Origin of the sequence: Micromonospora sp. NPDC005171, assembly GCF_040608575.1 — a bacterium.
GTDB lineage: Bacteria > Actinomycetota > Actinomycetes > Mycobacteriales > Micromonosporaceae > Micromonospora.
This window is the reverse complement of sequence record NZ_JBEXIM010000008.1, coordinates 195,535-203,610: the sequence shown is the minus strand read 5'-3', so window position 1 is coordinate 203,610 and position 8,076 is coordinate 195,535. Positions and strand designations below refer to the sequence as shown.

6 protein-coding genes are annotated in these 8,076 nt (G+C 71.4%); 4 read left to right on the top strand and 2 right to left on the bottom strand.

The window, feature by feature from the left end:
- Positions 1 to 214: 214 nt before the first annotated feature.
- A complete protein-coding gene (locus tag ABZU74_RS14380) occupies positions 215 to 1,843 on the bottom strand; it encodes a beta-N-acetylhexosaminidase (protein WP_355422938.1) in 1,629 nt (542 codons plus the stop codon).
- Positions 1,844 to 2,212: 369 nt separating this feature from the next.
- On the opposite strand from ABZU74_RS14380, the gene ppdK reads away from it, so the two are divergent.
- Positions 2,213 to 4,921: a pyruvate, phosphate dikinase gene (gene ppdK, locus ABZU74_RS14375; RefSeq protein WP_355422911.1), complete on the top strand. Its 2,709-nt coding sequence runs from the start codon at positions 2,213 to 2,215 to the stop codon at positions 4,919 to 4,921.
- Positions 4,922 to 4,963: 42 nt separating this feature from the next.
- Here ppdK and ABZU74_RS14370 read toward each other — a convergent pair whose 3' ends face one another.
- Positions 4,964 to 5,551 carry a roadblock/LC7 domain-containing protein gene (locus tag ABZU74_RS14370; protein ID WP_355422908.1) on the bottom strand — a complete coding sequence of 196 codons (588 nt, stop codon included), beginning with the start codon at positions 5,549 to 5,551 and terminating at the stop codon, positions 4,964 to 4,966.
- Here ABZU74_RS14370 and ABZU74_RS14365 point away from each other — a divergent pair.
- Genes ABZU74_RS14365 through ABZU74_RS14355 form a run of 3 tightly spaced genes read left to right on the top strand, consistent with a single transcriptional unit; the run spans position 5,550 to position 8,075 of the window.
- On the top strand, positions 5,550 to 5,903 hold the full coding sequence (locus tag ABZU74_RS14365; RefSeq protein WP_355422905.1) for a VOC family protein: 354 nt from the start codon (positions 5,550 to 5,552) through the stop codon (positions 5,901 to 5,903). The two genes, ABZU74_RS14370 and ABZU74_RS14365, sit on opposite strands and share 2 nt — an antisense overlap.
- A 42-nt stretch (positions 5,904 to 5,945) precedes the next feature.
- The gene (locus ABZU74_RS14360) at positions 5,946 to 7,211 is read left to right on the top strand and encodes a deoxyguanosinetriphosphate triphosphohydrolase (protein ID WP_355422902.1); all 1,266 of its coding nucleotides are present in this window, start codon (positions 5,946 to 5,948) and stop codon (positions 7,209 to 7,211) included.
- Positions 7,212 to 7,226: 15 nt separating this feature from the next.
- Positions 7,227 to 8,075, top strand: a complete 849-nt coding sequence (locus ABZU74_RS14355) for a siderophore-interacting protein (protein WP_355422899.1) — start codon at positions 7,227 to 7,229, stop codon at positions 8,073 to 8,075.
- Position 8,076: the final 1 nt, after the last annotated feature.

Genomic DNA, 8,076 nt, shown 5'->3' with positions numbered 1-8,076 from the left:
TGGCGGGATGATCGACTCGGGTTCACGGAAAACGCGGTGTCCGGGTGCCGGGCACACCCCGACATCATGAAAACCGAGTGGATCACGCCGGTCTGCGCTGTCCGTGCACCCTGACCGGCCCGACCCAGGGCGACAGGGGCCGGGTGGGCCGGCCTACTCACAGCGTGGGCGCGGGCGCCGGGGTGCCGGCCGCCCGAGGTCCGCGCTGCACCGGTCAGGGGGTGGCGGTGTCGGTTTGGGGCACGTTGCGTTGTGTGGGGATGGTCGGCGTGGTCGACCAGGGGATCTCCGGCGCGCGGTGGAAGGTGATCCCGGCCGTCGTCCAGCGCAGGCCCTGGCCGGCCAGCCGGTCGCGGAAGCTGGCCCAGCCGTGGGTTGCCCGGGGGGACCAACTCAGTTCGGCGATGGCCGGGAGGCGGGGCAGGAGCAGGAGTTCGATGTCGGCCAGCGAGGTGACCGATTCGGTCCAGAGCGGGGCCTCCACACCGAGCACAGCCTCGGCGGGTACGCCGGTGACGTGCGTACCCGGATCCCAGTCGTAGGACTTTCGTACGTCGATGAGGCCGGCCCAGTCGTGCCCGATCGGGGTGTCCGGGGCGTACTTCATGTCCAGGTAGGCGTGGTTGCCGGGGGAGACGATCAGCCGGGCGCCCCGGCGTACGGCGTCGACGGTGGTGGGGTCTTCACCGTTCGTGCCCCACCACTGCAGGACCCGCCCGTCGAGGTGGGCGGCCGGTGCGAGCTGGTGCCAGCCGACGACGGTCTTGCCGAGGTCGGCCACGATGCGCTGGACCCGCTCGACGAAACCGGTGTAGACCTCGCCCTTCACCTTGAACGCCTCGTCGCCGCCGATGTGCAGCCAGGGGCCGGGGGTGAGCGCGGCGACCTCGCCCAACACGTCGGCGACGAAGTCGTACGTCCGCTCGTCGGCGGGGTCGACGTAGCTGAAGCCGACCTCGGTGCCGGTGTACGGCGGCGGCGCGATCTTGTCCGGTGCCAGCTCCGGGTAGGCGACCAGCGCCGAGTTGGTGTGCCCCGGAAGGTCGATTTCCGGGACGACGGTGATGTGGCGGGCGGCCGCGTAGAGGACGATCCGCGCGTAGTCGGCCTTCGTGTAGTGCCCGCCGAGGCCGCCGCCGACCTCGGTCGTCCCGCCGATGGCGGTCAGCTTCGGCCAGGAGTCGACGGTGATCCGCCAACCCTGGTCGTCGGTGAGGTGCAGGTGCAGGTGGTTGAGCTTGTAGCGGGCCAGGTGGTCGATCACCCGCAGCACGTCCTCGACGGCGAAGAAGTGCCGCGCGACGTCGAGCATCGCGCCCCGGTAGGGGAAGCGGGGTGCGTCGGTGATGGTCCCTCCGGGCAGCGCCCAGCGTTCGGTGACCGGGTGGGGGCTCTCGATGGCCGCCGGTAGCAGCTGGCGGAGCGTCTGTACGCCGTAGAAGAGGCCGGCGCCGGTGGGGGCGGTGACGCGTACCCCGCCGGTGGCGATGTCGAGGCGGTAGCCCTCCGCGCCGAGGTCGGCGGTGTCGTCGAGCACCAGCGCGATGCCGCCGGCGGGTTCCGGCGCGGTGGCGTCGGTGACTGGCAGCGGGTAGCCGGTGGCCGGGCGCAGGAGCTGGGCGAGCTGCTCGGCGGCGGCCAGCGCGGCGGGCTCGGCGTTGGCCACGATGACCGCGTCGGCCGGGAGGACCCAGTCGTCGGTCGGGTTCGGCTGGATCTGCCGCGGCGCGGGGATGACGTCGGCCAGCCGGTGTGGGGCCGACGGGGCGAGCAGGTCGCCGGCCGCCCGTTCGGCGGCCTGGGCCAGCGTGGCCGCGTCCGGTTCCCGCGTCGGCAGCGGCATCTCGCCGGTGGCGGGGACGGCGGTGGGGCCGGGAGAGGGGGTGGTCGACACGGCGGCGACTCCGGAGGGGTGTATTCGCGTCGGTTATGGCAAAAGTGAGGTTCACCGGCTGGCGTGGCGTCAAGCGTACGACTCTCGGCCGGGATGCGTGATGGTGCGCATGGAAGCGTTCCCAAAAACCGGTACGAACACGGATAGTCGTGATGGCTGTGCCAATTGTCACCGAACGGTCCCAGGTCACTCGATGTTCGCTTAACCTTCGCCCACCGATCGACGTTGACCCCGGGATTACCGGCGGTCCGTCCCGGGGAAGAAGAAAACTGAACCTTCGTTAAGTGTCAATCCGGCGCGTGTGTTGTGGAGGCTCTGGTGGCAGCGCAAGAGACCGTCGATCACAAGTACGTCTACGACTTCTCCGAAGGCAACAAGGACCTTAAGGAGTTGCTCGGCGGCAAGGGGGCAAACCTCGCCGAGATGACAAACCTGGGCCTGCCCGTCCCGCCCGGCTTCACCATCACCACCGAGGCGTGTCAGGCGTACCTCGCGACCGGACGGGAGCCGGACGGGCTCGCCGGTCAGATCGAGGCGCACCTGGAATCGCTGGAGCGCGCGATGGGCAAGCGCCTCGGCGACCCGCAGGACCCACTGCTGGTCTCCGTCCGCTCCGGTGCCAAGTTCTCCATGCCCGGCATGATGGAGACCGTCCTCAACGTCGGTCTCAACGACCAGAGCGTGGTCGGGCTCTCCGCGCAGGCGGGAGGCAACGACAGGTTCGCCTGGGACTCCTACCGGCGGCTCATCCAGATGTTCGGCAAGACCGTCTGCGAGGTGCCGGGCGAGGAGTTCGAGCACGCGCTCGACGAGGCCAAGCACGCCAAGGGCACCCACAACGACCTGGATCTGGACGCCGACGACCTGCGTGGGCTGGTCGACGCGTACAAGAAGATCTTCTTGAAGCACACCGGTCGGGAGTTCCCGCAGCAGCCACGCGAGCAGCTCGACCTGGCCATCCGGGCGGTCTTCGAGTCGTGGAACGCCGAGCGCGCGGTGCTCTACCGCCGCCAGGAGCGGATCCCGGCCGACCTCGGCACCGCTGTCAACGTGGTGACAATGGTCTTCGGCAACCTCGGGCCCGACTCCGGCACCGGTGTCGCGTTCACCCGTGACCCGGCCAGCGGCGCGCAGGGCATCTACGGCGACTACCTGGCAAACGCCCAGGGTGAGGACGTGGTCGCCGGCATCCGCAACACAGTGCCGTTGCAGGAGTTGGAGCAGCTCGACAAGTCCTCCTACGACGAGCTGCTCGGCATCATGGCCCGGCTTGAGGAGCACTACAAAGACCTGTGCGACATCGAGTTCACCATCGAGCGCGGCAAGCTGTGGATGTTGCAGACCCGGGTGGGGAAGCGCACCGCCGCCGCCGCGTTCGTCATCGCCGGGCAGCTCGTCGACGAGGGCCTGATCGACCTGGACGAGGCGCTGCACCGGGTCAACGGGGCGCAACTGGCTCAGCTGATGTTCCCCCGCTTCCAGCTCGACCACGAGTTCCAGCCGGTCGCCAAGGGCATCGGCGCCTCGCCCGGCGCGGCGTCCGGCACCGTGGTCTTCACCTCCGCCCGGGCCGTCGAGCTGGCCGCCGAGGGCGAGTCGGTGATCCTGGTGCGTCGGGAGACCAACCCGGACGACCTGAACGGCATGATCGCCGCGAAGGGCATTCTCACCTCGCGCGGCGGCAAGACCAGCCACGCCGCGGTGGTGGCCCGGGGGATGGGCAAGACCTGCGTCTCCGGCGCCGACGAGATCGAGGTGAACGTCCCGGCGAAGCGGTTCACCGTCGCCGGGCAGACCGTCAACGAGGGCGACGTGGTGTCCATCGACGGCACCACCGGCAAGGTCTACCTCGGCGAGGTACCGGTCATGCCGTCGGAGGTCGTGCAGTACTTCGAGGGCAGCCTCGACCCCGAGCACATCGACAACGCGTTGGTCCGGGCCGTACACCGGATCATGACGCACGCCGACGGGAAGCGGCGGCTGGCGGTCCGCACGAACGCCGACACCGGTGCGGACGCCGCCCGGGCCCGGCGCTTCGGCGCCGAGGGCATCGGGCTGTGCCGCACAGAGCACATGTTCCTCGGCGACCGGCGGGAGTTGGTGGAGCGGCTGATCCTGGCCCGCGCCGCAGACGAGCGGGAGGCGGCGCTGCAAGCGTTGCTGCCGTTGCAGCGGGCCGACTTCGAGGAGATCTTCCGCGAGATGGACGGCCTGCCGGTCACCGTCCGGCTGATCGACCCGCCGTTGCACGAGTTCCTGCCGCCGTTGGAGCAGCTCGCCGTCAACGTGGCGGTCGCCCAGGAACGCGGTGAGGACGTGGCCAAGGAAGAGGCGCTGCTCGCCGCCGTGCGGCGGATGCACGAGGAGAACCCGATGCTCGGGCTGCGGGGCGTCCGCCTCGGTCTGGTCATCCCCGGCCTGTTCGCCATGCAGGTCCGGGCCATCGCCGAGGCGGCGGTGAGTTGCGCCCGTAACGGGGGTGTGGCCAAGCCGGAGATCATGGTGCCGCTGGTCGGGGCGGTGCAGGAGCTGGAGACGGTCCGCGCCGAAGCCGAGAAGATCATTGCCGAGGTGGTCGGGGACAGTGGCGTCGAGGTGCTGATCGGCACCATGATCGAGGTGCCCCGGGCGGCGCTGACCGCCGGGCAGATCGCCGAGGCCGCCGAGTTCTTCTCCTTCGGCACCAACGACCTGACCCAGATGGGCTGGGGCTTCTCCCGCGACGACGTCGAGGGCGCGTTCTTCTGGCGCTACCTGGAGCTGGGCATCTTCGGCATCTCGCCGTTCGAGTCGATCGACCGTGACGGCGTCGGCCGGCTGGTGCGGATCGCCGCCGAGGAGGGTCGGGCGGCCCGGCCCGGGCTGAAGCTCGGCATCTGCGGTGAGCACGGTGGCGACCCGGACTCGGTGCACTTCTTCCACGAGGTCGGCCTGGACTACGTGTCCTGCTCGCCGTTCCGGGTGCCGGTGGCCCGGCTGGAGGCCGGTCGGGCGGTGGTGGAGAGCGGCGGGTCGGACAGCCGCTGACGCGCGTCGGCGGCGGCCCGGTCACCCGGCCGCCGCCGACCCTCAGATCGGCGGGCGACGCCAGGTCGGTCGGGACGAGCGGCACAACTGCGCCGGCAGGGTCGCCATCGGGGTACGCGTGGCCAGCGGGGCGTGCGCGTCGGGCACCGAGGCCGCGCCGATGCCTGCGCCGCGAACGTCCAGGAATGAGCCCGCCCGGTGGGCCACCGCCCGCGCCTCCTCGTGCAGCGCCTCCAGGTCCCCAGCGGCCGACACGGTGACGAGGGTCAGCAGGGCGCTGCGCCCGGCCGGGTAGGTCACCACGCAGCCGGCGGTGGTGCACACGACCGACTCCCGGAACTCACCCTGTCGGACGGTGTCGGCCACCCGATGCCCGAGCCCGAAACTCGCGGCGGCGAGCGCGGCGAGATGGGTGCTGGTTACGTTCCGCGCTGGGAGCGCTACCGGCGGCGACTTCAGGTCGCGAGCCCGTAACCCTCGGCGATCGGTTGGCAACTGGGGGCCAATCGGTGGTTGCGTGCCCTTCGTCGATGCGTCGTGGGCAGGTCGGGCAGTGGTGGCGGGCGTAATCTTGGCTCGCTCGCACACGGCCGATTGGGCGCCGCGTCGAACGGGAAGAGGTGACTGCATGACCAGTGTCTGGGAGAGCCTGACTGTCGACGCCCGCGATCCGGCCCGACTTGCCCGTTGGTGGGCCGAGGCGCTCGGCTATCAGGTCGTCACCGAGACGCCGAGCGGCGTGGAGATCCGCCAGTCCCCGGACCAACTGCCCGCCCTGTTCTTCGCCCCGGTGGCCGAGGGCAAGGAGCGCAAGAACCGGCTGCACCTCGACCTGCGCCCCGCCAACCAGGAGGCCGAAGTCGAGCGTCTGGTCGACATGGGCGCCCGGCACGTCGACATCGGTCAGGGTGACGTCGAGTGGACGGTGCTGTCCGACCCCGAGGGCAACGAGTTCTGCGTGCTCCGTGAGCGCGAGGAGTGAGCCGGTCTTGCGAGCCCCGCAGTCGCGAACAGCAGCGGCCTGATGCCCGGGAGGGGTGACGCGGCGGACGCGCGGTTGGTCGAGGAGCCGCCCAAGGACACCGGGCATCGTCGGTCGCCGTACGAGCGCGACCGGGCCCGGGTGCTGCACTCAGCGGCGTTTCGCCGGCTGGCCACCAAGACCCAGGTGCACACCGCCGGCACTGACGACTTCCTGCGTACGCGGCTGACCCACTCGTTGGAGGTGGCTCAGATCGCCCGGGAGATGGGTGCCCGGCTGGGCTGCGACCCGGACGTGGTGGACGTCGCGGGGCTCGCGCACGACCTCGGGCACCCACCGTTCGGGCACAACGGCGAGGCTGCGCTGGACCTGCTCGCCACGCCGTGCGGTGGCTTCGAGGGCAACGCGCAGACTCTGCGGGTGTTGACCCGGCTGGAGGCGAAGGTGCTCGCCCCGGACGGTTCGTCCGCCGGGCTGAACCTGACCCGGGCGTCGCTGGACGCGATCGGCAAGTACCCCTGGCCGCGCCGGCCCGGGGAGCGCAAGTTCGGGGTGTACGCCGACGACGCCGCAGTCTTCGACTGGATCAGGGCCGGCGCGCCCGGCGACCGGCGCTGCCTGGAGGCGCAGGTGATGGACTGGGCCGACGACGTCGCGTACTCGGTGCACGACGTGGAGGACGGCATCCACGGTGGCTATGTCACGTTGCACCAGCTGCTCACCGACGCCGACGAGCGGGCCGCGCTCTGCGCCGACGTGGCCGCCGCCTACTCTGGGGAGTCCGCGGAGGACCTGGCCGAGGTGCTTGTCGATCTGCTGGCCGGTCCGCTGCTCGCTCCGTTCGCCGGGTACGACGGCAGCCATCGCGCCCAGGTCGCGCTGAAGGCCACCACAAGTGGGGTGACCGGGCTGTTCGTGTCGGCGGCGGTGGCGGCCACGGAGGAGCGCTTCGGTCCGGGCCCGCATCGCCGCTACGCCGCTGACCTGGTGGTTCCCCGGCTGGTCCGGGCGCAGTGTGCTCTGCTCAAGGGCATCGCGCTGCGGTACGTGATGCGCCGCAGTGGCTTCCGGGGCCGCTATGAGCGGCAGCGGACGATGCTGGCGGAGTTGGTCGCCGCGCTGGTCCGGTACGCCCCGGAGGGGCTCGATCCGGTCTTCGCCCCGCTGTGGCGGGCCGCTGAGGATGACGCGGCCCGGCTGCGGGTGGTGATCGACCAGGTCGCCTCGCTCACCGACCCGGCGGCCGTGAGCTGGCACACCCGCCTGGTCGGGGGTGGCACGCCGCCGGTTGACCACGAGCCAGCTTAGGCTAGCCTAACTGACATGACGGAACGCCCCAGGAACGTCACCTCGGCCCGGGTGCTGCGCACCGAGCGGCCCACCCCGCACCTGATCCGGCTCGTCCTCGGTGGGGACGAGCTGGTTGGCCTGCCGGTGGGCGAGTTCACCGACCACTACATCAAGGTGGTGTTCCCGCAGCCGGGCGTCGCGTACCCGCAGCCGTTGGACCTCGCCGTGATCCGTCGGGACCTGCCCCGGGAGCAGTGGCCCCGGCTGCGCGCCTACACGGTGCGGCGCTGGGATCCGCTGGCCGGGGAGCTGACCGTCGACGTGGTGCACCACGGCGACGAGGGGTTGGCCGGGCCGTGGGCCGCCGCGCTGCGCCCCGGCGATCCGGTGCACTTCGTCGGCCCCGGCGGCGCGTACGCCCCGAACCCGGACGCCGACTGGCACCTGCTGGTCGGTGACGAGAGCGCCCTGCCGGCGATCGCCGCCGCGTGCGAGCGCCTGCCGCTGGGTGCCCCGGCCCACGTCTTCGTCGAGATCGCCGATCCGGCGGAGGAGCAGAAGCTGCTCAGCCCCGGGGCGGTCCAGCTGACCTGGCTGCATCGCGGCGAACGCCCGGTGGGCGAGGCGCTGGTCGCGGCGGTGCGGGCGTTGGAGTTCCCGCCCGGCCGGGTGCACGCGTTCGTGCACGGTGAGGCCGCCTTCGTCCGGGAGCTACGCCGGCTGCTGCGCGGCGAGCGGGGCGTACCCCTCGACCGGCTCTCCATCTCCGGCTACTGGCGGCGCGGCATGGACGACGAGGGTTGGCGCTCCACCAAGGCGGACTGGAACCAGCAGGTGGCGGCCGAGGAGACGACCATCCCGGAGCCGGCCGCGGCGGCCTGAG

Excerpts from the sequence above, each read along its gene's own strand:
- ABZU74_RS14355 (WP_355422899.1), top strand. The coding sequence starts at position 7,227 with ATGACGGAACGCCCCAGGAACGTCACCTCGGCCCGGGTGCTGCGCACC.
- ABZU74_RS14370 (WP_355422908.1), bottom strand. The coding sequence starts at position 5,551 with ATGCAGTCACCTCTTCCCGTTCGACGCGGCGCCCAATCGGCCGTGTGC.
- ABZU74_RS14380 (WP_355422938.1), bottom strand. The coding sequence starts at position 1,843 with ATGCCGCTGCCGACGCGGGAACCGGACGCGGCCACGCTGGCCCAGGCC.
- ABZU74_RS14365 (WP_355422905.1), top strand. The coding sequence starts at position 5,550 with ATGACCAGTGTCTGGGAGAGCCTGACTGTCGACGCCCGCGATCCGGCC.
- ABZU74_RS14360 (WP_355422902.1), top strand. The coding sequence starts at position 5,946 with ATGCCCGGGAGGGGTGACGCGGCGGACGCGCGGTTGGTCGAGGAGCCG.